General features: G+C 70.7%; 18 protein-coding genes. 7 read left to right on the top strand and 11 right to left on the bottom strand.

Features of this window, described 5'->3' with window-relative positions:
* Positions 1–111: 111 nt before the first annotated feature.
* Entirely contained in the window at positions 112–927 is an 816-nt protein-coding gene (locus tag G4D86_RS19595; protein ID WP_163995493.1) for a sigma-70 family RNA polymerase sigma factor, read from the top strand.
* A 96-nt stretch (positions 928–1,023) separates the two neighbouring features.
* Here G4D86_RS19595 and G4D86_RS19590 read toward each other — a convergent pair whose 3' ends face one another.
* The 5 genes from G4D86_RS19590 to G4D86_RS19570 form a co-directional block, all read right to left on the bottom strand.
* Positions 1,024–2,652 carry a solute symporter family protein gene (locus G4D86_RS19590; protein ID WP_240360348.1) on the bottom strand — a complete coding sequence of 543 codons (1,629 nt, stop codon included), beginning with the start codon at positions 2,650–2,652 and terminating at the stop codon, positions 1,024–1,026.
* 7 nt (positions 2,653–2,659) lie between these two features.
* Positions 2,660–2,944: a DUF485 domain-containing protein gene (locus tag G4D86_RS19585; RefSeq protein WP_163995492.1), complete on the bottom strand. Its 285-nt coding sequence runs from the start codon at positions 2,942–2,944 to the stop codon at positions 2,660–2,662.
* Positions 2,945–2,958: 14 nt separating this feature from the next.
* Complete coding sequence (gene acs / locus G4D86_RS19580) at positions 2,959–4,923, bottom strand: acetate--CoA ligase (RefSeq protein WP_163995491.1); 1,965 nt, start codon at positions 4,921–4,923, stop codon at positions 2,959–2,961.
* Between the two features lie 15 nt (positions 4,924–4,938).
* Positions 4,939–6,042 (bottom strand): porin family protein, encoded by a 1,104-nt coding sequence (locus tag G4D86_RS19575; RefSeq protein ID WP_163995490.1) that lies wholly within the window; start codon positions 6,040–6,042, stop codon positions 4,939–4,941.
* 153 nt (positions 6,043–6,195) lie between these two features.
* Positions 6,196–7,584 (bottom strand): ArnT family glycosyltransferase, encoded by a 1,389-nt coding sequence (locus G4D86_RS19570; protein ID WP_240360347.1) that lies wholly within the window; start codon positions 7,582–7,584, stop codon positions 6,196–6,198.
* A gap of 121 nt (positions 7,585–7,705) precedes the next feature.
* Here G4D86_RS19570 and G4D86_RS53820 point away from each other — a divergent pair, with 121 nt between their 5' ends.
* Positions 7,706–9,328 (top strand): hypothetical protein, encoded by a 1,623-nt coding sequence (locus G4D86_RS53820; RefSeq protein ID WP_163995489.1) that lies wholly within the window; start codon positions 7,706–7,708, stop codon positions 9,326–9,328.
* 19 nt (positions 9,329–9,347) lie between these two features.
* Here the strand turns inward: G4D86_RS53820 and G4D86_RS19560 are convergent, their stop codons facing one another.
* The 6 genes from G4D86_RS19560 to G4D86_RS19535 form a co-directional block, all read right to left on the bottom strand.
* A complete protein-coding gene (locus G4D86_RS19560; protein WP_205519639.1) occupies positions 9,348–10,187 on the bottom strand; it encodes a hypothetical protein in 840 nt (279 codons plus the stop codon).
* A 146-nt stretch (positions 10,188–10,333) separates the two neighbouring features.
* On the bottom strand, positions 10,334–10,795 hold the full coding sequence (locus G4D86_RS19555) for an SMI1/KNR4 family protein (protein WP_205519638.1): 462 nt from the start codon (positions 10,793–10,795) through the stop codon (positions 10,334–10,336).
* Positions 10,796–10,797: 2 nt separating this feature from the next.
* Positions 10,798–11,289, bottom strand: a complete 492-nt coding sequence (locus G4D86_RS19550) for a hypothetical protein (RefSeq protein WP_240360346.1) — start codon at positions 11,287–11,289, stop codon at positions 10,798–10,800.
* 322 nt (positions 11,290–11,611) lie between these two features.
* On the bottom strand, positions 11,612–12,976 hold the full coding sequence (locus G4D86_RS19545; protein ID WP_163995486.1) for a sigma-54-dependent transcriptional regulator: 1,365 nt from the start codon (positions 12,974–12,976) through the stop codon (positions 11,612–11,614).
* Positions 12,973–15,945, bottom strand: coding sequence for an ATP-binding protein (locus G4D86_RS19540; protein WP_163995485.1), 2,973 nt, complete (start codon positions 15,943–15,945; stop codon positions 12,973–12,975). The genes G4D86_RS19545 and G4D86_RS19540 overlap by 4 nt, the downstream gene beginning before the upstream one ends.
* A complete protein-coding gene (locus G4D86_RS19535) occupies positions 15,935–16,135 on the bottom strand; it encodes a hypothetical protein (protein WP_163995484.1) in 201 nt (66 codons plus the stop codon). The genes G4D86_RS19540 and G4D86_RS19535 overlap by 11 nt, the downstream gene beginning before the upstream one ends.
* Positions 16,136–16,249: 114 nt before the next feature.
* Between G4D86_RS19535 and G4D86_RS19530 the strand changes: the two genes are divergently transcribed.
* From G4D86_RS19530 to G4D86_RS19510, 5 genes are all read left to right on the top strand, one after another.
* Entirely contained in the window at positions 16,250–17,359 is a 1,110-nt protein-coding gene (locus tag G4D86_RS19530; RefSeq protein WP_163995483.1) for a hypothetical protein, read from the top strand.
* A 53-nt stretch (positions 17,360–17,412) separates the two neighbouring features.
* Entirely contained in the window at positions 17,413–18,945 is a 1,533-nt protein-coding gene (locus tag G4D86_RS19525; RefSeq protein ID WP_163995482.1) for a GspE/PulE family protein, read from the top strand.
* A 36-nt stretch (positions 18,946–18,981) separates the two neighbouring features.
* Complete coding sequence (locus G4D86_RS19520) at positions 18,982–19,509, top strand: FHA domain-containing protein (RefSeq protein WP_163995481.1); 528 nt, start codon at positions 18,982–18,984, stop codon at positions 19,507–19,509.
* 69 nt (positions 19,510–19,578) lie between these two features.
* Positions 19,579–20,013, top strand: a complete 435-nt coding sequence (locus tag G4D86_RS19515; protein ID WP_163995480.1) for a cereblon family protein — start codon at positions 19,579–19,581, stop codon at positions 20,011–20,013.
* Positions 20,014–20,064: 51 nt separating this feature from the next.
* Entirely contained in the window at positions 20,065–21,246 is a 1,182-nt protein-coding gene (locus tag G4D86_RS19510) for a GNAT family N-acetyltransferase (protein WP_163995479.1), read from the top strand.
* Positions 21,247–21,337 lie beyond the last annotated feature (91 nt).

Raw genomic sequence — 21,337 nt, 5'->3', positions numbered from 1 at the left:
TTCCTGTGAGAGTCAGGCCGATGGAAAAAGGATTCATCGGGGCGGCCGGAAGAGGGCGCCTGCTCCCCCGCGAGGCGGTCCCCGGACCGGGCGGCTGAGAGAAGGACTCCCATGGCGGCGAGAAGTGAAGCGGAGCTGTTGGCGGCGGCCCGGGAGGGGGATGGCGAGGCGCTGGAGGCGCTGCTCGCCCGGCACGAGCGTCAGGTGTACCGCTTCGGCCTGCGCATGTGCGGCTCGGAGGAGGACGCGAAGGAGGTGCTCCAGGAGACGCTGCTGACGGCCTTCCGTGGCCTGCACGCCTTCCGTGGCGACGCGGAGCTGTCCACATGGCTCTATCAGGTCGCGAGGACGCACTGCTTCCGCGCGCGGCGCAGGAGGGCCGGCGTGCCCGAGGAACACCTGCCCCTCGACTCACCGGGCGCGGCCGAAGTGCCCGTCGAAGCCCCACCGCCCGACGAGAAGGCGCACGCACGGCAGATGGGGGAGGTCCTCCAGGCCGCCATCCTCGCGCTGCCCGAGACGTACCGCGAGGCGCTCATCCTCCGGGACGTGGAGGGACTGTCCGCCGAGGAGGCCGCACGCGTGGTGGGCATCGAGGTGCGGGCGCTCAAGAGCCGGCTGCACCGCGCTCGGATGCAGCTGCGCGAGCACCTCTCCACGTTGCTCGGCGAGGACGCGGCGGCGGGAGGCCAGGGATGCCCGGAGCTGGTCCAGGAACTCTCCGGCTACGCCGGCCAGGACATCGACCAGGCCACCTGTGTCCGAATCGAGGACCACCTGGGCCGCTGCCCGCGCTGCGCCGGGGCCTGCGAGTCCCTCAAGCGCACCGTCTCCCTGTGCCGCCGCATTCCCGGCGACGAGGTGCCCGCGCCCGTGCGCGCGGCGGTGCGGCAGGCGCTCCACGGTGCCGTGGCACCGCGGGCCTGAGCTTCATTCGAAGACGGGCGCGGGACCCGGGCCCCTTGGAGACCCGGGCCCCGTCCCTGCCCTCCCATCGAGGAGGAGTGAGAGGGCGAAGCGGAGTCAGGCCTTGCTCGGGTGCACCACCGCCGGCGGCGTGGCGACGGCCGTGGAAGCCGGCACCTCCGGAGCGGGCAGGCCCTCCGTGGGCGCGCCCACGTGCATCCGATGCCTCACCTCGTCGAAGCGCTCGGAGGCCTCGCGCTCCGGGAAGAGCAGCGACACCACCACGCCCACCACGAAGGACAGGGGGATGGTGATGACGCCCGGGTTCTTCAGCGGAAAGAACGCCTCTGTGTTCTTCAGCAGGTCCACCTGCACCGTGGGCGACAGGAAGATGAGCACCACCGCGCTGAACGTACCCACCAGCATGCTGGCCACCGCGCCATTCGTGGTGAACTTCTTCCACGACATGGACAGGAGCAGCGCGGGGAAGTTGCCGCTCGCGGCGATGGCGAAGGCCAGCCCCACCATGAAGGCCACGTTCTGCCCCTTGAAGATGACCCCGAGCACCACCGCGAGCACTCCCAGGAGGAGGCTGGCGAGCCGCGCCACCTTGAGTTGCTCGTGCTCGGGCGCCTTGCCCTTGCGCACCACGGTGGACCACAAGTCGTGCGACAGCGCCGCCGCGCCCGACAACGTCAGGCCCGCCACCACCGCGAGAATCGTGGCGAAGGCCACCGCGGAGATGAAGCCCAGGAAGCCCGTGCCGCCCACCACCTCCGCCAACATGGGCGCCGCCATGTTGCCGCCCTTGTCCACCCCGGTAATCGCCGTGCGGCCCACCAGCACCGACGCGCCGAAGCCGAGGATGAACGTCACGAGGTAGAAGTAGCCGATGAGCCCCGTGGCGTAGAACACGCTGCTGCGCGCCGCCTTCGCGTCCGGCACCGTGTAGAAGCGCATCAGGATGTGCGGCAGGCCCGCGGTGCCGAACATCAGCGCCAGGCCCAGGGAGATGGCCTCCAGGGGGCTCGCCACCAGCTTGCCGGGTGCCAGCGTCTCCGCGCCGTACTGCGTGGCCGCCTCGTTGAAGAGGTTCACCGGGTTGAAGCCGAACTTGTAGAGCACCGCCACGGCCAGCGCCGTCGCACCCGCTAGCAGCAACACCGCCTTGACGATCTGCACCCACGTGGTGGCAATCATCCCGCCGAAGAGCACGTACAGAATCATCACCGCGCCCACGATGATGACGGCCATCTCGTACGAGAGGCCGAAGAGCAGGTGGATGAGGTTGCCGGCGCCCACCATCTGCGCAATCAGATAGAAGCTCACCACCGCGAGCGTGCCCAGCGCCGCGGACAGGCGCACCGGCGTCTGCTTCAGCCGGTACGCCACCACGTCCGCGAAGGTGTACTTGCCCAGGTTGCGCAGGGGCTCGGCGATGAGGAACGTCACCACCGGCCAGCCCACCAGCCAGCCCACCGAGTAGATGAGCCCGTCGAAGCCAGACATGGCCACGAGCCCCGCGATGCCGAGGAAGCTGGCGGCGCTCATGAAGTCGCCGGCCAGCGCGAAGCCGTTCTGCACGGCGCTGACGCCGCCGCCCGCGGCGAAGAACTCGGACGTCGTCTTCGTCTTGCGCGCCGCCCAGTAGGTAATCGCCAGGGTGATGCCGACGAAGAGGAGGAAGAAGACGATGGCCGTGGTGTTGGGCTGGCCCAGCTGCGTGCCCGTCGTGGTCGGATTCATGCCGTCCTCACTTCCTGCCCCGGTACTGGTGGAGGGCCCGGTCGTACTTCCCGTTCGCCCAGACGATGTAGATGCCCGTCAAGAGCCACGCGGCGAGGATGACGAGCACCCCCAGCACGATGCCGATGGACAGGCCGGGGATGATTTGCTGCCCCATCAGCGGCTTGTTGAAGGCCACCAGCAGGATGAAGCCCAGGTAGGCCACCAGCATCGCCACGGTGAGCGCCGCCGCCACGCGCCAGCGTGACGCGGCCAGCGCTTCCAGGGCTTCCTCTCGGGAATTCGTCTGCATCGAAGTTCCTCCACTCATCGCTTGGCCTGCGGGGGGACGCCCTTGGTGAGCAGCTCATCGAGCACGGCCGGGTCCGCCAGGGTGCTGGCGTCGCCCAGGTTGTCCGTCTCTCCGGACGCAATCTTGCGCAGCATGCGCCGCAGAATCTTCCCGGAGCGCGTCTTGGGCAGGCCATTGACCAGCACCACACGGTCCGGCGTGGCGATGGGGCCGATGACGTGGCGCACCTGCTCCTTCAGCGCGCCCACCATCTGCTCCGGCGACGCCTCCGCCCAGTCCGGCTTCATGGTGACGAAGGCGCACACGCCGGTGCCCTTGAGGTCATGCGGGAAGCCCACCACGGCGGCCTCGGCGACGGACTCGTGGGCCACCAGCGCGCTCTCCACTTCGGCGGTGCCCAGGCGGTGGCCGGACACGTTGAGCACGTCGTCCACGCGGCCCGTAATCCAGTAGTAGCCGTCCTCGTCGCGCCGGCAGCCGTCACCCGTGAAGTACAGCGTGGGGAAGCGCGAGTAGTACGTCTCCACGAAGCGCTGGTGGTGGCCGTACAGCGTGCGCGCCTGCCCGGGCCACGAGCGCGCCAGGCACAGGTTGCCGCTGACGCCGTTGCCTTCAATCACGCGGCCCTCGTCGTCCACCAGCACCGGCTCCACGCCGAAGAAGGGCAGGGTGGCCGAGCCGGGCTTGCACGGGGTGGCACCCGGCAGCGGGGCGATGAGGATGCCGCCCGTCTCCGTCTGCCACCAGGTGTCCACCACGGGGCAGCGGCCCTCGCCCACCACGTCGTGGTACCAGCGCCACACCTCGGGGTTGATGGGCTCGCCCACCGAGCCGAGCAGGCGCAGCGTCTTGCGCGAGGACTTCTTCACGAAGCCGTCGCCCTCCTTGATGAGGGCGCGCAGCGCGGTGGGCGCGGTGTAGAGGATGGTGGCCTTGAGGTCGTCCACCACCTGCCAGAGCCGGCTCGCGTTGGGGTACGTGGGCGTGGACTCGAACATGACGGTGGTGGTGCCCGTCGCCAGCGGCCCGTAGAGGATGTAGCTGTGGCCCGTCACCCAGCCCAGGTCCGCGGCGCAGAAGTGCACGTCGTCCGGCTGGATGTCGAAGACGTAGCGGAACGTGGTGGCCGCGTAGGTGAGGTAGCCGCCGGTGGTGTGCAGCACACCCTTCGGCTTCCCGGTGGAGCCGGAGGTGTAGAGGATGAAGAGCGGGTCCTCGGCGTCCATCCACTCGGCGGGACAGGTGCCGCGGTGCCTGGACATCTCCACGTCCAGCCAGGCGTCGCGGCCCGAGCGCATGGGCACCTCCTTGGCGGTGCGGCGCACGACGAGGATGGACTCCACCTGGGTGAGGCCCTCCACCGCCTCGTCGGCGATGGCCTTGGTGGGCACGAACTTGGGGCCGCGCGGGCCCTCGTTGGCGGTGACGAGCACCTTCGCGCCCGAGTCGAGGATGCGCTCGCGCAGCGACTCCGACGAGAAGCCGGCGAACACCACCGAGTGCACCGCGCCGATGCGGGCACAGGCGAGCATGGTGTACGCCAACTCCGGCACCATGGGCAGGTAGATGCAGACGCGGTCGCCCTTGCGCACGCCGTGGGCCTTGAGCACGTTGGCCACGCGGCCCACGTGGTGCTGCAAGTCTCGGAAGGTGATGACCTGGTACTCGCCGGGCTCGTTCTTCGCCCAGATGATGGCGGGCTTGCCGGGGCGCGCCTTGGCGTGGCGGTCCACGCAGTTGAAGGCGACGTTGAGCTTGCCGCCGCCGAACCACGAGAAGTCCACCTGCTCCGCGTCCACGTCGAGCACGGTGTCCGGCTTGTGGAACCAGGTGAGCTGCTGGGCCATCTCGCCCCAGAAGGCCTCGGGCTCTTCCAGGCTCTTCTTGTAGAGGCGCTGGTAGTCCTCCAGGCTCTTCACGTGCGAGGTGCGGCTGAACTGCTCCTTCGGGGGGATGAGGTCATCTTGGGTCGGGGCCATGCGGCGTCATCCTTGTCAGTAGAAGAGCTGGAGTTGGGCCGTGCCGGTGATGCCGGTGTCGGCCTCGGAGATGTCGCCCACCTTGGAGATGGCGACCTCCGACTTGAGGTTGAGGGTGTGCTTCTGGAACCAGAGGTTGAAGCCCGGCCTCAGGACGAACAGGTCCTGGTTCTGCACGCGCGAGTTGAAGTACTCGGCGGAGAGCACGGGCTCGAGCTGGCCGAAGCGCCAGCCGACCTCGGAGAAGAAGCCGGTGCCGCTCTGGGGCGAGTCGAAGCCCTGGCGGTAGTTGTAGACGCCCGTGTTGAAGATGACGGCCTGGTCCCCGGCGAGGGGGATGTCGAGGAAGATGTCCGTGGACGCGGCGAACGAGTCGTGGACGCCCGACGCGGTGGCGACGGCGGAGGGCTGGTAGTCGACGCCGGCGCCCACCGAGAGGCGCGGCTTGTCGTCGAAGTAGATGCCCTGGAAGAAGAGGTCCTCCTCGCGGGTGAGGAAGTTCCACCGGACGGACGCGACGCCGCGCGGGATGTCGTCCGGGTTGACGACGGTGCCGTCGGGCTTCCGCACGCCCTCGGCGCCGTTGAGGATGGCGGCGCGGAAGCCGAGCGGCCCCGCGAAGCCGCGGAGCTGGATGCCCACGTCCCGCCAGACCTTGCCGACGCCCGGTGTGAAGCGGATGAGGTTGGAGTGGTAGTCCACCGTGTTGAGGGCGATGGCGCCCTGGAGGTTGTGGCGCGAGAGCGGGGCGATGAGGAAGCCCGCGTCCACGAAGATTTTGTCCGCGAACTCGTACGAGATGAACGCGTCCTGGATGTAGAAGGCGACGTCGAAGTTGCCGTCCTTGCCGAAGTTGGGCTGGTCCGTCTCGGCGAAGAAGGACAGGTGCTTGGTGACGTTGCCGAAGACGAGGATGCGGGCGCGCCGCAGGAAGAGGTCGGTGCCCACGTCTCCTACGGGCGCGCCGTCCTTGATGAGCTGCAGCTGCGGCTGGAGCAGGAGGCTGACGTTGAGGACGGCTTCGTCGCCAATGGGAATCTTGGCTGCGACCGCGGGGCCGGCGGGCAGCAGGGCCACGAGGGCCAGGAGCGACAGCAGGCGAATGGGGGCAGGGCGCATGCCCACCGCCCTGAGCAACGCCTCTGCCAACGGGCCTTGCTCGGAGATTCAGGACCTTACAGGTTGGCCCGGTGCGTCAGGATGTTACGGAAGGTGACGTGCGCGTTACCGCGGTAACGATTCATGCAATGCGTCGTAACGGGTCGTGCGGGCTCACGGCGCCGCGGGCTTCAACGCGCGCAGCCGCCACACGAGGAAGGTGTGCAGCCTGCGCTCGCGGAAGTCCCCGGCCAGCTCCACCGGCCCCTCCACCGAGGTGAAGCGCGCGACGAGGTCGTCCGGTGGGGGTGGGCCGTCCTCGCCGACCCACAGCACGTCCTGCCCTGGCGCAAGGGTCGGGTCCGGCCACAAGTCATACTGGCTGAAGCGCGCGGGGGCGCCGGTGTCCGTCACCGCGCCCGTGTAGCTCGCGACGTGGGAGGCGAGCTGGTAGTTGGGCGCGTAGATGGCGGCCATGTTGCGTGCGTCCATCCCGGGGAACAGCTTCTGGGGCGTCGCCAGCTCGCGCAGCACGCTCCAGCCGTGGGTGCGCCACAGCACCGTGTCCCGCCGCTCGGTGCGCACCATGGGGAAGAGCGCGTGCGAGCCCACCGCCAGCACCACCGCCAGCCCCGAGGCCGCGACGGCCCGCTGCCACGCCGGGCGCATGCCGGCCACGCCCACGCACGCGGCCACGTAGGCCGCCGCGGGCCAGTTGGCCTCGCCCCGCGCGCGCGCCGACGCGTAGCCGAAGAAGAGCAGCGGCACCACCGCCGCCATGCGCAGCAGGAACTGCTCGCGCGGGCCGCGCACCGCGTACACCAGCGCGAGGGGAAACAGCACCGGGCCGCCGAGCGCGAGCTGCCCCGCGAGGAACTGGCCGAAGGTGTTCCACCCGCCGCGCCCCTCGAAGCCGTGGTGGAGCTGGAAGAGGAACCCCACCCACTCGTGCCGCGCGTTCCACAGCACCACCGGGACGAAGCACAGCAGCGCCAGCGCGCCCGTGCCCCAGGCGCCCCACGGCAGCCTCCGTGCGCGCGCCGCCGCGAGCAGGAAGGCCAGGCCCAGCAGCACCGCCGGGTACTTGGACAGCAGCGCCAGGCCGCAGGCCAGCCCCGCCCACCCCCAGCGCTCCTTCCAGAGGGCCCACAGCCCCAGCGTCCAGAAGAGGAGCAGCGGCGAGTCGGGCGTGGCCCACACGCCGGCCACCATGCCCGCGGGCACCACGCTCCACAGCGCCGCCGCGCGCCAGGCCGCCTCGCGGTTGCCGTACACGTCCCGCGCGAGGCCCCACACCGCGGCCACCGTGCCCGCGCCACACACCAGCGCCGTGGCATGGATGCCGAGCACCGCGATGAGCCACGCCGCCATGGGCGGATGGTCGTAGTAGCCCCACGCCAGGTACCGGGCCCACTGCCAGTAGTACGCGGTGTCGAAGTAGACGTCCGTGCCCAGCGCCAGCACCAGCCGCAGCGCCGCCGACACCGCGAGCACGGCGAGGCAGGCCTTCAGGCCCGGGCCGGCGGTGGGGGCGGAGACGGCTGGGGGAGACGGCGGGCTCACACCTCTGGACTAAGCCCACCGGGCGCCCGTTGACCAGAGGCGTGTTGTGCCTTCCGTGGCTTCTGCTTCCGGGCACCGCCCGGGTGGGGATAGACAGCGGTTCTCCATGAGCCCGCCTCCCGTGTCCCCACCCCTCCCGCCTGTCAGCTCGCCGAGCGGCCCCTCGTTCCGGTGGCTCCATGCGGGCGCGTGGCTGCTGCTGGGCGTGGCGCTGGCGCACGTCTTCTTCCGCTTCAGCGACGGGACGCTGGACCCCATGGACCTCTTCAACTCGGACGAGCTCTATCTGGCGGCCCTGTACCGGGACCTCTTCGAGCTGGGCGGCCGGTGGTCCGGGTGGCGGCTGACGCCGGCGCCGTACTTCTTCCCGGACATGCCCCTGTACTTCGCGCTCCATGCGCTGTCCGGCTCCTTCGTGTACGCCACCCTCCTGTACGCGGCGGCGCAGGTGGTGCTGCTGGTGCTGGCCACGCAGTTCCTCGTGCGCACGGTGGCGCCGCCCGGCGCGGCGGCGCTGGGGCAGGTGGTGGCCGTCTGCGGGGTGGCCGCGCTGCTGGTGGCGTACGGCACCGGTACCTTCTTCGCGATGCAGTTCTCGGTGCTCAATGCCATCCACTTCAGCGTGGTGTTGATGTCGCTGGTGGGGCTGGCGCTGGCGCTGCGGACCTTCCGTGGGGGGGCGCGCTTCGCCCCGTGGCTGCTGGGCGCGATGTGCTTCCTGGCGAGCGCCTCCGACGGCCTCTTCGTCGTCGCCTTCACCGTGCCCGCGGGGCTGTGCCTCGTGCTGCTCGCGGTGGCAGTGCGCCCGGTTCCCTGGCGGCGGCTGGGAATCCCCCTCGGCACCATGGCAGTGGCCACGCTGCTGGGCTTCCGCGCGGCCCGGTGGCTGACGAGCAAGCGCTCGGGCTCCGGGTACACGCGGCTGAAGGCCGACGTGGCGCTGGAGAGCCTCGGGCAGCTCCAGGCGGCAATGGTGGAGCAGGCGCGGCAGTCTCCGGGACTGACGGCGCTGTGGGTGGGCGTGACGCTGGCCGCGGTGGTGGTGCTGGTGGCGCGACGCCGCCAGTGGACGGTGCCCGGGTCTCCGAGGTGGGGGCTGTACGCCGTCTGCCTCTTCGGGGTGCTGGCGCTGGGGACGAGCGTGGGCGCGGTGGTGCTGACGGGCCTCTTCGGAGACCTGATGGGCATCCGCTACCTCCTGCTGCCCATCCTGTTCCCGTTCCTCGGCCTGGCCTGCGCGGCCGGGCTCGTGCCGCGCGAGACGTGGCAGCGGGCGCTCGGCGCGGGGGCCCTGGCGGTGGTCGCGGTGTCCTGGGGGGTGGCGTTTGCTCGCAAGCCGTGGCGCACCGAGGGGCCGCTCGTCTCCGGGTTCTACCCGAGCCTCGTCGCGTGCCTGGATGAGAACCGCGAGCGCCACGGGCTGGGGTGGGGCGTGGGGGATTACTGGAACGCGAAGTTCGTCTCGCTCTTCTCACGCACCGGGCTGTGGGTGAACCAGGTGATGGATGAGGGACGCAAGCACCCGTGGATCAACAACATCCACTGGTACCTGGACCGGCGCGGCGAGCGCTCGGACTACACGTTCATCATCATGCAGCGGCTGGACCCGGCGTCCTTCACGAGCAGGTTCGGCGAGCCGCGCACCCGCTTCCAGTGCGACGGCGTCGACATCTACGTGTATGGCGACGGCTTCGACGCGGCGCTGCGCGACAGCTTCGATGACGAGAAGGTGCCGCGCCAGTGACGCGGCACCTTCACGGGGTTCAGGCGGTGGGCTTCGAGTTGGAGTGGTCGTTCGCCTTGCCCAGCAGGTAGCCGCCGTGGCTGATGGCGAGGAGCGCGACGAAGCCCTGCGAGAGCGGCGGCAGGCCGCCCGTGTTGCCCGCCATGACGGCCGAGGCGACGTCCATGAAGTAGCTCACCGCGGCGATGAGCGTGAAGTAGAACATCTGCACCTTGGCGAGGTCGATGTGGGCGGTGTTGCCGACCTCGTCACCCTGGAACATGTCGGAGACGCGGGCGTCTTGAATGCTCGTGTTGGCGTAGAGCGTGCCCTGGCTGTTCTGCTCGATGTCCTTCATGTCCTCGGCGAGCTGGACCGACGTGTTCTGCATCATCTTGTCGTCCGGCTTCCGGGTGCGCTTGGCGTTGAGGATGAGCGGCGTGCCCAGCAGGGACGTGGTGGAGATGCCCATCGCCAGCCAGAGCTCCTGGGGAATGCCGATGGCCACCGCGTCGGGCGTGCCCGCCTTCACGCGGGAGATGGCCATGGTGAGGTAGCCGCCGACGACAATCACCGTCCACACGACGGCCTGCACGCGCGACAGGCTCATCATGTTGCGCTCGTTGACGAGCACGCCGAAGGGAGTGCCTGAAATCGCCTGTCCCAGCACGAGGAGGAACAGCGCCAGCGCGCCGGTGGTCGCGACGTAGCTCCAGCCAGGCGCCACGAACCACGAGGTGGCGAGGACTATCAGCGGGAGCGCGCCCGTGAGGAAGACGAGGCGGCTGTTCTCCAGGTGTGGAATGGGAATGACCGCGGTGCTTCCTGGCTTGGGCTCACCGACGGCGATTGTGTTTGCGACAGGTGGATTCTGCGCCATGACTTCCCCCCGGTTGGTGGAGGCCATGCTAACGGGCTGTCTTTGATTCCGGTCTATGCGGGCTGGCAGTCTTGGGTGATGGACACTTGGGCGGGACTTTGGGGCTGTGGACGTGCCCGATGGAGCGGGTCCTGGAAGGAAGTCACCTATTCACTGAGCCAGAACAGCCGATTGCTGCTGCTGAGTGCCCGCTCCAGGAACTCACTGAACGACGCGGCGAGCTGCCGGACCTCCAGCGGGTATGTCTCATGGTAGGCGTCCAGCAGTGGGTAGCGGCCAGCAACCTGTCGTGCCACATCCACGAGGACGTAGTCGGAGTCCTGGAGGTACAGGAGCGTGTACCAGGACGCCGCACCCATTGAGTCGTCGTCCTCCCCTCGCATGACAACCCGTGCACGCTGGATTTCCGCGAGCGGTAGGATGCGATACTTCGCGTGCGGTCGGGGCCGGAACAGCGTGGCTCCATCGCAGTGCAGGTAGAAGGCGCGCAAGTCGGGGTCGAGCTTCCAACCCACCTGAGCCTCGAATGCCGCGACCTGAGCGAGCGTTGCGGGTGCGTTCGGGAAGTGAGCCCGCGAGATTTCAACCAACAGCTGTTCCATCGCCATGGCTAGTCCGAGTACGGCCTATCAGGCCCGACGGTTTTCCACCGCGCATCGCCCGCGTAGCACATGGGATACGCCTTGTTGATGACGTAGTGCACGCCGGAAGGGATTGGCAGCACGTTCCCGACCGCTGTTGGGTGGCCTCCGTGCCATAAATCGTAGATGTGGTGTCCCGGCCAGAAATCCCCGCCGCTTTGCGGCCAGGCTCCGAACTCTTCGGCCCACGCGTCGCGGAAGCCCTCGCGCGCGTTGTCCCACGTGTCACGCCGACTCTTCAGGTCGCTGACCGTGGGGTAGTCGCAACAGCAGTGAGTCAGCGCAAGGCGGCCTCCGGCCTCTGCTGGGAGGAACGCGAAGCGGCCCTGCCAGTCTCCCTTGACGTCGGCCAACCAGATGCACCCCATCAGCACGCGCGCTTCCGACGCACAGCGCCTCGCACAGCGACTCATCCCACTGGCGTTGCACTGCCACGGCCCGTAGTAGATGGTCGTCTGCACGGTGCCACCGCCAGGAGCCGGTACCGTAGGCCCGACCCATTTCGCTGAGGCGGGGGGACGGATGGTGCCGCCACCCGTGGCCGAGCCACAGCCCGTAGAGATCAGCCCCAACAGCACACACGACAGCCCCCACTTCTGTACGGCGCTCACCATGCGCCAGGGATAACGCGGAGAGGGCTTCGCCGTCGACGCCCCTTGTGTACGGGTCGCTCGTGGCCAGGTCCACCGAGATGACCCGGCCTGGGATGTGCCGGCAGGTGAAGACGCCCGGGTTTGCCCAGGTTCCATCGGGGCCGGCGCGGTACCAGGCATTCTGGGACCCCTAAGCGCGGGTGCGCGGAATGCCGAGCTTCTGGCGCTTCTCCCACAGCGCCTTGCGGCTGATGCCCAGCCGCTTCGCCAGTTCCGTCTCGCCCATGTGCTCCTGGTGCTCCAGCACGAAGCGGCGGAAGTACTCCTCCATCGAGTCCGGCGTGTCGCCCGCTTCCTCACCACCGCTCTCGCCGACGTCCGGCGCCACGGCCTCGCTGCCGCCCGGCAGCTCCAGCGCCAGCAGGTCCGGCGTCACCACCGTCCCGTCCGCGAGGATGACCGCGCGCTCAATCGCGTTCTCCAGTTCGCGCACGTTGCCCGGCCACGGATGCGACGTCATCGCCATCATCGCTTCCGTTGAGAACGTCGCCACGGGCCGCCCGAGCTGCCGGCACGCCTTCTCCAGCAGGTGCTTCGCCAGCGCGGGGAGGTCCTCTCCGCGCTCCCGCAGCGGTGGAAGCCGTATCTCCACCACGCGCAGCCGGAAGTAGAGGTCCTGGCGGAACGTCCCCTCCTGCACGCGGCGCGGCAGGTCCCGGTGCGTCGCCGCCACGATTCGCACGTCCACCCGGCGCGGCCGCGTCGAGCCCACCCGGCGCACCTCGCCGTCCTGCAACATCCGCAAGAGCCGCGCCTGCGCGGGCGCGGGCAGCTCGCCAATCTCGTCCAGGAAGAGCGTCCCCCCGTGTGCCGCCTCCACCAGACCCGCGTGCGCCGCCTGCGCTCCCGTGAAGGCGCCCTTCTCGTGGCCGAACAGCTCGCTCTCCAGCAGCCCCTCCGGAATCGCCGCGCAGTTCACCGCTACCAGCGGCCCGTCCGTCCTCGGGCTCTGCGCGTGAATCGCCCGGGCCACCAATTCCTTGCCCGTGCCGGACTCGCCCAGCACCAGCACCGTGGCGGTGGAAGGCGCCACCTTGCGCACGCGCTCGAAGACCTCGCGCATCGCCGCGCAGCTTCCCACCATGCCGCTCACCGGGTGCGCCTGCTCCACCTCGCGCTTCAGCGCCGCGTTCTGCCGCGCCAGCTTCCCCTCGCGCAGCACCCGCTCCACCTGCATCAGCAACTCGTCGTGGTCGAACGGCTTCGCGATGTAGTCCACCGCGCCCAGCTTCATCGCGTCCACCGCGGACTTCACCGTGGCGTAGCTCGTCATGATGAGCACCGGCACGCCCGGGCACAGCGCAATCACCTCCGTCCCCGGCGCTCCCGGCAGCCGCAGGTCCGACAGCACCAGGTCGAACGAGTCCAGCGCGTAGTCGGCCGATGCCTCCTGCACGCTGCCCGCCTCGGACACGTCATGCCCCGCGCGCACCAGCAGGCGGCGCAGCTCCGTGCGGATGATGGGCTCGTCCTCGATGACCAGGATGCGACTCATGCCAGGGCTCCCCGTCCGGTCTGGACTCCCAGCGGCTCCGGCAGGCTCACCGTCACGCTGGTGCCTCCTCCGGGGCGGCTGTCCACCTGCATGGCCCCTCCATGCTCCCGCACGATTCCCGCCACCAGCGCCAGCCCCAGCCCCGTGCCCTCGCCCGGCTGCTTCGTCGTGAAGAAGGGCTCGAAGATGCGCTGGGTCAGCTCTCGCGGAACGCCGGCGCCCCGGTCCAGCACCCGCAGGTGGACGCCCCCGCCGTCAACCTCCGCCACCAGCTCCACCAGCGCGCCGTCGGGCGAGGCGTCGATGGCGTTGGTCAGCAGATTCACCAGCACCTGCTCCAGCCGCTGCGCATCGCCCAGCACCTCCAGCCCCTCCGGGCAGCGGTGCTCGAAGCGCAGCCCCCGGTCCTTCCGCGTGCCGCGTGCCAGCCTCGCCAGCTCCACGGACTCCGTCAGCAGGGGCGCCACCGAGACTCGCGTGAAGGGGCGCGCCTCGCCGCCCGCCGTGCCAGCGTGGCTGAAGCCCACCAGCGCCCGGACAATCGCGTCGATGCGCCGGCACTGCTGGAGAATGAGCCCCACGCGCTCGCGCACCGCCTCCGCGTCGTCCAACTCGTACTTGAGGTTCTGCGCGAGGCTGGCAATCGCCGTCAGCGGGTTGCCAATCTCGTGCGCCACACCCGCCGCCACCCGGCCCAGCGAAGCCAGCCGGTCCTGGTGCGCCAGCCGCGCGTCCACCGCCTTGCGCTCCGTCAGGTCCTCCACCAGCAGCGCCATGCCCTCGGACGCGCTGCCCCGCTCCTCCGCCGCCGACAGCCGCGAGCGGTGCAGGCGCAGCACGCGCTCGCCTCCCGCCACGGTGACACGCGCCTCGGTGTCCTCCTCCGCGCCGGCCGCGAAGCCGGACAGCAGCGGCCCCCAGGGCCCCGGCAGCGCCGCGAGCAGGTGGCCCCGCACCGCGCCCGCCTCCACGCTCGCCAGTTGCTCCAGCGCCGCGTTCCAGATGACCACTTCGCCGTCCGGCCCCACCGCGCACACGCCCAGCGGCAGGTCCTCGAGGATGCGCCGCAGGTAGCGCCGCACCGCCTCCAGCGCATGGACGGGTCCACCCTGCATGCTTCGCGCGTCCCGCAGCAGCTCCTCCACGAAGCGCAGCTGCTCCGCCAGCGCGGTGCGCGCCTCCGGCTCCAGCCGCAGCGCCTCCTCCACCGTCAGTCGCGCCAGCACCGGGCCGAGAAGCCCCGACAGGTTGCGCTCCACGCCGTCGCGCAGCCGGCGCAACTCCGCGGGCCGCCGCTCGTCAGGGGGCAGGCCCAGCGAGGCCAGCGCCCGGTCCACCTCCGCCGCCGCGGCTTCCTTGCCCAGCAGCGGCTCCAGGCTCCGGCGGAACTCCTCCGGCGAGCCCGCCACCACGCCGCCCGAGGCCAGCGCGGGCGCCTCGCGCGTGCAGGCCCGCGCTGCCTCCGCCTCCCGCGCCGACTGCCGCGTGGCCAGCGACACCGCCACGAAGGCCAGCACGTTGAGCGTCAGCGACGCGAAGGTGGAGAACCCCCACGGCTCGTCCGAGGGGAAGCCGAGCAGCCCCGCCACCCGCCGCGTCCACGCCACCACGCCGGGCGAGGCCCACAGCGGCACCACCAGCGTCACCGCCCACGTGGCCGCGCCGACGCTCAACCCCGAGAGCAGCCCCGCCCGCGTGCCGCGCTTCCAGAAGAGCAGCCCCAGCACGCCCGGGGCGAACTGCGCCACCGCGACGAAGGACACGAGCCCCAGGTCCACCAGCCCCGTGCTGCGCGTGTCCAGCAGCCGGTAGAAGCCGTAGCCCGCCAGGATGATGATGGCGATGAGCAGCCGCCGCGCCCACAAGAGCCAGCCATACAGGTGCGGCTGGCCGCGCGCGTAGCCCAGGGGCAGCACCAGGTGCGTGAGGCACATGGGCGCCAGCGCGAGTGTGGTGACGATGACCATGGCGCTCGCCGCGGACACGCCGCCCAGGAAGGCCACCAGCGCGAGCCCCGTGGCCCCGCGCGACGCCGGCACCCCCAGCACGTGGAAGTCCGCGGGCCAGGGCAGCCCCACCGCGTCGCCGCTCCACAGCAGCACCGGCACGAACAGGTTCATCACCAGGAGCAGCAGGGGCAGCGCCCAGGTGGCGGTGGCCCACCCGTCCTTCTCTGGAGCCTCGGTGAAGGCCACGTGGTAGCTGCGCGGCGTCAGGAAGGCCGCAGCGCAGGACAGCACCAGCAGCGGCGCCCAGGATGCGTCCCGGGCCGGGCGCTGGAGCCCGTCCACCGCCTCCGGGTGCGCGTCCAGCCACGCCATCAGCCCGTCCACGCCGCCGAACACGGAGGACACCGCCCACAGGCCCACTGCCATGAGCGCCACCACCTTCACCGCGGACTCGAAGGCGATGGCCAGCATCAGCCCCTCGTGCCGCTCGCGCGGGGTGAGGTGTCGCGCGCCGAAGAGGACGGAGAATCCGGTCAGCACCGCGCAGAAGCCCAGGCCCACCAGCGTGGGCGACGCGGAGGGGCTGAGCACCTTCGCGGACTCCACGACGGCGCGCACCTGCAGCGCCAGGTACGGCAGGCTTCCGGCCAGCATGAACAGCGTCACCGCCGTGCCGGTGGACTGGCCCGGGTAGCGGAAGGCCAGCACGTCCGCCAGCGACGTGAGCTGCAGCTCACGCGTCAGCCGCAGCAGCGGCCGCCACAGCACGGGGCTCAGCAGGCACGCCAGCGTGACGCCCAGGTAGATGCCCAGGTAGCGGAAGCCGTGCCGCGCCGCGTACCCCACGCTGCCGAAGTAGGACCACGACGTGGCGTACACGCCCAGCGCCAGCGAGTAGACGAGCGGGTGCTGGGTGATGCGCGCGGGGATGACGCCCCGCTCGGCCGCGTAGGCCACGAGGAAGAGGACGAGCAGGTACGCGACGGACGCCGCGACGAGCGGGCCCAGCTCAAGCGTCATGGTCGCCGCTCCGCCAGGCCACCCAGCCTCCCAGGGCGATGACGCCCAGCCAGACGAGGAAGGGCAGGTAGCCGGGCGCGCCCTCCGCCAGCCACAGCCGGCGCAGCGGAGAGCCGAAGACGAGCACCGCGATGGCGAAGACGAGCAGCGACGGCATGGCCGGCGCGTCGGGCTCGGAGGGGCGCTTCATGCCGCGAAGGATAGCAGGCGACGCACTTTCGGGAGCGGCCCGGGCGGCTTGTCTCCATGCTCGGAGTAGCATTCCTCCGAGCAGGGGCTCGAACATGCCGGGAGTGCAGGCGGTATGAGGCTGGAGAAGGATGCGAACGGATGGACGGCCCGGGCCCGGCCCACGGGGCGGTGGCGCCCTGTCTCGGCGGGGCTCCTGGGCGTATGGCTCGTCGGCTGGACGCTGGCAGAGCTGTTCGGTCTGTTCGCGCTGGGCGTCATGGTCCACGACCTGGTGCTGCCCGTCCCGCTGGTGGGCGTCGCCAGGGGTCATCCCTTGAGCTCGGTGCTGACGCTGCTCGTCACCGTCGCGTGGGCGCTCCTGTGGACGGCGGCGGGAGTGTCCTCCTGGCGCGCGTTCCTGTGGATTGTCTCCAGCGAGGAGCGACTCGCCTTCAATCGCGAGGGCCTGACGCGGTGGTGGAGGCTGGGGCCGTGGCGCTCGGAGCGCCAGGTGGGACGCGACGAGCTGGTGGACCTGGAGCCGGAGGGCCCGAGCGGCGCACTGGTGGCGAGCCTCACCAGCGGCGAGCAGGTGGAGTTGGTCCGGAACGCCTCCGTGGAGGAGCGCCGCGCGCTGGCGGACCGGCTGAGAGAGCTGTTCCGACTCGCGGCGGACCCGGGGGACATCGCGAACATCACCCCCGCGGGCTGGGAGCTGGCAGGCGGCCCGGAGGGCGCTGCCGTTCTTCGCCCCTCGCGCCGCGCTCGCAGTCGGGCGACGTGGGGGTGGGGCTCCGCCGCGCTCTACCTGGGCGTGGGCGCAGTCCTTCTGGCGTGGCGGCTGCTCGCCGATGGAGGCGACCGGACGGGCACGCTCATCGCCTGGGGCCTGGGGACGCTGGCGGTGCTGGCGGGAGTGAAGGCCTCGCGTGGCAGGCACGGGCGGGAGCAGTGGTGGGTCCAGCAGGGCGCGCTCGTCCGCATCACTCACGGCCTCTTCCACACCGGACACACGCGCTACGCACTCCCGAAGCTCTCTGTCGAGCGGACCGTGGACAGCGACGGAGCCGTGGACTTCACCCTCTGGGTTCGTGCGGCCAACGAGCACCGGCGTGTGCAGACCGCGTCCGGCTCTCCGCGCGCCTCGCTGCACCTGGGGCTCTGGCTCGCGCGACGGCTCGGCGTGACGCTCCAGTTGGTGCCTCCGGACCTGGGGCCGGAAGGGATGCCGGCGAAGCGGTGAGTCGCGGCCCCCCGTAGCCCACCCCCGGCCCGGGCTGATAATCCAGGAGGCACATGGCGGACGTCCCTCCCTTCTCCGAGCTCTCCCAGTTCACGTTGGACCGGCCGTCGCTCCGGCTGCTCCCGGAGTCCTTCTGCCGGCGCAACAAGGTGGCGGTGCTGGGCCGCGTGGACCCGGCCGCGCACGCCACGCCGGTGACGGTGGGCATGGTCCAGCCGGACAACCGCGTCATCCTCGAGCTCATCGGCGACTTCCTCCGGCGCCCGCTCCAGCCCGTGCACCTCAACCACTACGAGGTGGAGTCCGCGCTGGAGGTGGGCTTCGGCGCGGGGCCTCGCATCACCGCGGACCTCACGCTCAAGGCCCGCGTGCCGCTGTCCGAGGACCCGTCCGCCGTGGAGCTGGTGGAGCACGTGCTCGCCACCGCCGTGGAGCTCAAGGCGTCCGACATCCACGTGGAGGGCTACTTCGACGACGTGGACCTGCGCTATCGCATCGACGGCATCCTCCACCAGTCGTACACGGACATCGACCCGCGCTCTCTGCCGGAGGTGGTCAGCCGCATCAAGCTGCTCGCCGGGCTGGACATCACCGAGCGCCGCCGCCCGCAGGACGGCCGCCTCCGCGCGCTCCTGGAGGGCGCTGACGGGCGCAAGCTGGTGGACTACCGCGTCAGCGTGGTGCCCAGCCCCGTGGGCGAGGACGTGGTCATCCGCATCCTCGACTCCAGCGTGGGCCTGGTCCCCGTGGAGAAGCTGGGCATGGCCCCGGCCATGCAGACGCTCTTCCTCCAGCTCCTGTGCAACCCGGAGGGACTGGTGCTCGTCACCGGGCCCACGGGCAGCGGCAAGACGACGACGCTGTACTCGGCGCTGGCCCGGCTCAACGACGGCCGCAGGAAGATCATCACCGCCGAGGACCCCATCGAGTACTACGTCCCCAAGGTGAACCAGAAGCAGGTGACGCAGCAGATGCCGCACGCGACGCTGCTGCGCGCCATGCTCCGTCAGGACCCCAACGTCATGCTGGTGGGCGAGGTCCGTGATTTGGAGACGGGCAGCATGGCCCTCACCGCGGCGGCCACCGGCCACGTGGTGCTGGGCACGCTGCACACCGCGGACGCGGTGGGCGCGGTGGCGCGGCTGCGCGGGCTGAAGCTGGACGACGTGGACATCAGCGACTCGTTGCTGGCGGTGCTGGCCCAGCGACTGGTGCGCCGCATCTGCGAGCAGTGCGTGGAGCCCGTCCCGCCCACCGCGGAGCAGGAGGCGCTCCTCGGCCGGCTGCTGAAGGGCGTGTTGCCGCACGCGGGGCGCGGCTGCGAGGCGTGCCACCACACCGGCTACAAGGGGCGTCTGGGCATCTTCGAGCTGTTGCTGGTGGACCCGGACCTCCAGGACCTCATCGCCCGGGGCGCGCCTACCGTGGAGCTGCGCCGCCACGCGCGGGCGCACGGACTGCGCACGCTGGTGCACGACGCGCTGGACAAGGTGTCCGCTCGCGAGACGACGCTCGCGGAGCTGGTGCGCGTGGTGCCGTACCGCCACATCCTGTCCACCCGCGACGAGGAGCAGGACGCCGGGTAGGATGCCGGCCTCGAAACGAGGGTGGGGGACCAGGCCATGCTGACCGTCCAGGAATTGCGAGCGCTGAGCAGGCGGTTGACTGAACCGTTCTTCTGCCGGCAGGTGGGGCCCTTCGTGCTGGTGCAGAAGCCGCCCAGCCCGGTGATGGCGCAGCTCGCGCTGAAGATGGGCGCGGCCCGCACGACGATGGCGCGAGACATTCCCAGCCTGGAGCGCCAGCAGGTGGCCCTCTGGCTGCACTTCGACGCGCTCACCGTGGCCACGCTGCCGCCGGTGGACGGGCAGGACGTGCTCACCGTGGGCCGCCAGCCGGACTGCGACCTGGTCGTCAACGAGCCTTCCGTCTCCAAGCGCCACGCGCAGCTGTGCTGGCACGGCCCCGCGGCGGGCTGCACGCTGGTGGACCTCAAGTCGAGCAACGGCACCTTCATCAATGCGAAGGAGCTGGCGCCGGGCGGCGAGCTGCACGTGCGGGACGGCGACCTGCTGGGCTTCGGCGACGCGACGTTCGCCTACCTGCTCGCGCCGTCCTTCTACGCGAAGCTGCAGCGCCTGGCTTTGTGAGACTCCGAGCCTGGGGCCCCTCCCGTTCCCAGCGCATCGGGGCTACCTGAGAAGCATGGAGCGGAAGGGATGATGCAGGCGGCCAGACACGGGGAGGCACGGCACCTCGCAGGCGCCTGGTGGCTCAAGGGCCCGGCGTCCGGAGAGCCCGGGGCACCGGAGGCCAAGGCCGAGGAGGCCCTGGAGACGCGCGAGCCCGAGGCACCGCTGTGCTGCGCGCGCTGTGGCCATCCCGTGACACGCGAGCGCCACCGCATCCCCATCAACAGCCGGCACGAGCACACGCGCGTCAACCCGTTCGGCATCGTCTTCCACTTCGGGTGCTTCGCGCAGGCGGAGGGCTGCGCCGTGGACGGACCGCCCACGGCCGAGGCTACGTGGTTCCCCGGATACGCCTGGCAGGTGGCGCACTGTGCCGCCTGTGGCACGCACCTGGGCTGGGCCTTCCGAGGCGCGGGTGACTTCTTCGGGCTGCTGCTGGACAGGCTGACCCTGCCGTCCTGAGCGTGCTACGCACTCCAGAGCGCAACGGAACGCATCGGGAGGGGATGCAACGTGGACACGACACCTGGGGACTACGGGTCTCCGCGAGACGAGCAGGAGCTGGCGGCGGCCGCGGACATCATGGTGCAGTCGTATGCGATGGCGCCGGCGGCGGCGACCACCTGGACGCAGCGAGTGGGCGCGTCGAGCCTGCGGCTGATACGCGAGGGAGGCCGTGTCGCGGGGACGCTCGTCTTCATTCCCATGGGGCAGTGGTACGGCGGGCGCAACGTGCCCATCGTGGGCATCGGCGGAGTGGGCGTGTCCCCGGTGCACCGCGGCCAGGGCACCGCCACCCGGCTGATGCAGAACGTGCTGCGCGAGGCCCGCGCGACGGGGGCGCCGCTGTCCACGCTCTATCCCGCCACGCAGCCGCTCTACCGGCGCGTGGGCTACGAGCACTCCGGCGCGCGGTACGAGGTGCGTCTCCAGGTTCCCATGCTGAACGTGAGCGAGCGCACCCTGTCCTTGCGGCCCATCGAGGCCAAGGACGAGGCGGCCATCGCCGCGGGCTACCAGCGCTCCGCCCAGGCGCGGCAGGGCTGGCTGGCCCGTGGCCCCTATGTGTGGAGCCGCGTGTACGCCCCGCGCGACGGGACGGCGACGGGCTACCTCGTGGAGGGTGCGTCCGGTGTGGAGGGGCATCTGTTCGTCGTGCGCAAGTCGCTCGCGGGGTGGAAGCAGGAGCTGTTCCTGTCGGACATCGTGGCCAACACGCCCGCGGCGGCGCGGCGCATCCTGAGCTTCCTGGGCGACCACCGCTCCCTGGTGTCGGAGGCCGTGTGGTACGGCGGGACGGATGACCCGTTGCTCATGATGGTGCGCGAGCAGACGTACACGGTGAAGCTGGACATGCACTGGATGGTGCGGGTGCTGGACGTGGCGAAGGCGCTGGAGGCGCGCGGCTGGCCGGCGGGGCTGTCCGGGGCGCTGCACCTGGAGGTGGAGGACGACCTCTTCCCGGAGAACCGAGGGCGCTTCGTGCTGGAAGTCTCGGACGGCGCGGCGCGCGTGCGGAAGGGTGGGGACGGGAGCCTGCGGTTGGGTGTGAGCGGCCTGGCCCCGCTCTACACGGGCTACCAGTCCGCCGAGGCGCTGCGGATGGCGGGCCTGCTGGAGGCGGATGACGCCACGGTGCGCGCGGCGGTGTCCCTGTTCTCCGGCCCGCAGCCGACCATCCGCGACATGTTCTGAAGCGGCGTGCGCTCGCTCGGTTGGTGCGAGCCTGCCCCAGTGCCGAGGAGGGAGCTGCCCTGGTTTCCCAGGGCAGCCCAGCGACACGTCA

Source organism: Pyxidicoccus caerfyrddinensis (genome assembly GCF_010894405.1).
GTDB classification, from domain to species: Bacteria; Myxococcota; Myxococcia; order Myxococcales; family Myxococcaceae; genus Myxococcus; species Myxococcus caerfyrddinensis.
The sequence above is the reverse complement of the archived record's forward strand: the minus strand, read 5'-3'. Positions and strand labels throughout refer to the sequence as shown.

What these genes read in the sequence shown, in the direction of transcription:
- G4D86_RS19595 (WP_163995493.1), top strand. Translation starts at nt 112, where the DNA reads ATGGCGGCGAGAAGTGAAGCGGAGCTGTTGGCGGCGGCCCGGGAGGGG.
- G4D86_RS19590 (WP_240360348.1), bottom strand. Translation starts at nt 2,652, where the DNA reads ATGAATCCGACCACGACGGGCACGCAGCTGGGCCAGCCCAACACCACG.
- G4D86_RS19585 (WP_163995492.1), bottom strand. Translation starts at nt 2,944, where the DNA reads ATGCAGACGAATTCCCGAGAGGAAGCCCTGGAAGCGCTGGCCGCGTCA.
- acs (WP_163995491.1), bottom strand. Translation starts at nt 4,923, where the DNA reads ATGGCCCCGACCCAAGATGACCTCATCCCCCCGAAGGAGCAGTTCAGC.
- G4D86_RS19575 (WP_163995490.1), bottom strand. Translation starts at nt 6,042, where the DNA reads ATGCGCCCTGCCCCCATTCGCCTGCTGTCGCTCCTGGCCCTCGTGGCC.
- G4D86_RS19560 (WP_205519639.1), bottom strand. Translation starts at nt 10,187, where the DNA reads ATGGCGCAGAATCCACCTGTCGCAAACACAATCGCCGTCGGTGAGCCC.
- G4D86_RS19555 (WP_205519638.1), bottom strand. Translation starts at nt 10,795, where the DNA reads ATGGCGATGGAACAGCTGTTGGTTGAAATCTCGCGGGCTCACTTCCCG.
- G4D86_RS19545 (WP_163995486.1), bottom strand. Translation starts at nt 12,976, where the DNA reads ATGAGTCGCATCCTGGTCATCGAGGACGAGCCCATCATCCGCACGGAG.
- G4D86_RS19540 (WP_163995485.1), bottom strand. Translation starts at nt 15,945, where the DNA reads ATGACGCTTGAGCTGGGCCCGCTCGTCGCGGCGTCCGTCGCGTACCTG.
- G4D86_RS19535 (WP_163995484.1), bottom strand. Translation starts at nt 16,135, where the DNA reads ATGAAGCGCCCCTCCGAGCCCGACGCGCCGGCCATGCCGTCGCTGCTC.
- G4D86_RS19530 (WP_163995483.1), top strand. Translation starts at nt 16,250, where the DNA reads ATGAGGCTGGAGAAGGATGCGAACGGATGGACGGCCCGGGCCCGGCCC.
- G4D86_RS19525 (WP_163995482.1), top strand. Translation starts at nt 17,413, where the DNA reads ATGGCGGACGTCCCTCCCTTCTCCGAGCTCTCCCAGTTCACGTTGGAC.
- G4D86_RS19520 (WP_163995481.1), top strand. Translation starts at nt 18,982, where the DNA reads ATGCTGACCGTCCAGGAATTGCGAGCGCTGAGCAGGCGGTTGACTGAA.
- G4D86_RS19515 (WP_163995480.1), top strand. Translation starts at nt 19,579, where the DNA reads ATGATGCAGGCGGCCAGACACGGGGAGGCACGGCACCTCGCAGGCGCC.